Here is a 1,836-nt window from a genome sequence, read left to right on the forward strand (position 1 = left end):
GTGTCGTCGTCGATCGCATAGTGCCAGGCGCTGCCATCGGGCAGGCTGCACGCGGTGAGCCACCCTTGGCCGTCGTAACGGCTTCGAACGACTCTGACCCTTTTGATTCTCTGGGCGTCGATGACGACGGTGGCCTCACGCCCCGCCCCAAGCCCGAGCCCGTCGCCGGGCGTCGACCAGCCTTGGCCCAGGGGGCCGATGCGCGCATCGCGCGAGATGTAGCTGCGCGCGAAGACGAAAGGCGCGGGGGCGGGTAGCGCGAAGTCGGTCTCGGCGGGCAGGAGCTTGGCGCCCACGATGGGATTCACGGGCTCGCCCACCGGACAGCGGTCGGCCGCGCCTTCGCCTGCATCGCCGATCAGCACCGTGGCCGAGCCGGTGACGATCTTGCCCTTGACGACCGCGTCGCCGATACGGATGGCGGGTTTGCCACTTATCGTGTATGCCTTCTCATGCGTTGATCCTGACCAGGGTGGAGAGCACCTCAAGCTCGCCCGGCGTTAGGCGGATGGTGCTCGTGCCGCAGGTGAGCACGATCTCTTTCTCGCCGGTAAGCTCGGTGCGCTTCGCGGAGAGCTTGGCGGTCTCGGCGACGGTGGCGGTGTCGTTCTTGCCGACGCTCGTGCTGCGGTCGCGGCCTACATTCTCCCGTGTCCGCCCTCCGGGCCGAGTCTTTCAGGGCTTCTCCTCATGCATGCCGAATCCCGCCGGAATCGCGCATCGTGTTTCTCTCACGGGCGAGCCGGTGAAGAGAAAATCTACCTACTTGCATCATTGTTAGTCGGGACGTCGCGCCTTTCGCGAATGCCGTCATAGAAGTCGCGAAGCGCACCCTGAATTCTCGCGTCTTCAGGCAGGTATTCGGCACTCTTCCGCAAATCTGCCAGCCTTTCTGCGAGGTGGACGGTTTGCTCTCGATGATCCGGGTACTCGGAAAGGACTAGAAGAGTCCCATCCAGCACTTCGTTCATAAAACGCTTTGCACCTTCAACGTCGTTGACGCTGAGGCGCATTAGAGTTGCCACCCCCGTGGCCAATTGAGCCTCTGCAGCGAGCTTCGTCTGCTTTTGCCACATCCAAAGGCTGCCGGCAATGAAGCCAACACACAGGATGACTATTGTTCCAAAGCCAACCAATAGAACTAACGATCTCTTGCTCATGGCGCGCTCGCTGATCCGCTCTTCCCTGTGCATGCAATCAATTCCGAACCGCATTTTGCTACTGAACCAAGATTCTCCACGCTGGCATTTATTATGCATTGCCTGTGAGCCTCCTGGCAGCAAAGCGCCCTAGTTCCGAGATTGACCGAGCAAGCTAAATCGACTGTTTTCTCGCACAGCCATCCCTTTGCGCCACTGTAGTCCCCGCATAGTCCTTGTGAATAGCCTGGGTCCCTATCTGGTGTCGGGTGAGGTGGCGCAGGGCCGCGTGGGCTCGTCTCAAGTCCATTGAAATCCACGAAAGAAAGCGGATTGCAAGCAGCGTAGCTGTAGATGTTTACACCCCCCATCAACCCAATCGGATCCTGCGTCACATACCGCCCCTGCCGTGGATCGTAATACCGGTAGCGATTGTAATATAGCCCGGACTCCTCATCGAGCCACTGCCCCTGAAACCGGATCGGCTGTCTGACGCCGTTTTCTTCCGCGACTGCCGCCCAGTCGTCCGGTTGCCCCGTCCAGCGGGTCTTGCCATTGTGATCCACCAGCCGCAATGGTGTGCCCAGGTGGTCGGTCACGAACACGCTCACCCGTGCTGTCGGGGCCTCGGGTTTGAACGGGTTGGGGACGACCAGTCCGTGCGCGGCCAGCAGCGTCGACATCTGCGCAAAGAGCG

Annotated in this window: 3 protein-coding genes; all 3 read right to left on the bottom strand. The window is 60.8% G+C overall.

The annotated features are described in order from the left end of the window. On the bottom strand, positions 1 to 488 hold a 488-nt coding region (locus tag J5J83_RS22830; protein ID WP_212353710.1), incomplete at its 3' end, for a DUF6531 domain-containing protein. 270 nt (positions 489 to 758) lie between these two features. Beyond that, positions 759 to 1,160 (bottom strand): hypothetical protein, encoded by a 402-nt coding sequence (locus J5J83_RS22835; protein ID WP_212353713.1) that lies wholly within the window; start codon positions 1,158 to 1,160, stop codon positions 759 to 761. Then, the coding region (locus J5J83_RS23215; protein WP_212353716.1) for an RHS repeat-associated core domain-containing protein at positions 1,157 to 1,836 on the bottom strand (680 nt) is incomplete at its 5' end. The genes J5J83_RS22835 and J5J83_RS23215, both read right to left, overlap by 4 nt.

Source organism: Azoarcus sp. L1K30 (assembly GCF_018122735.1).
Lineage (GTDB): Bacteria > Pseudomonadota > Gammaproteobacteria > Burkholderiales > Rhodocyclaceae > Parazoarcus.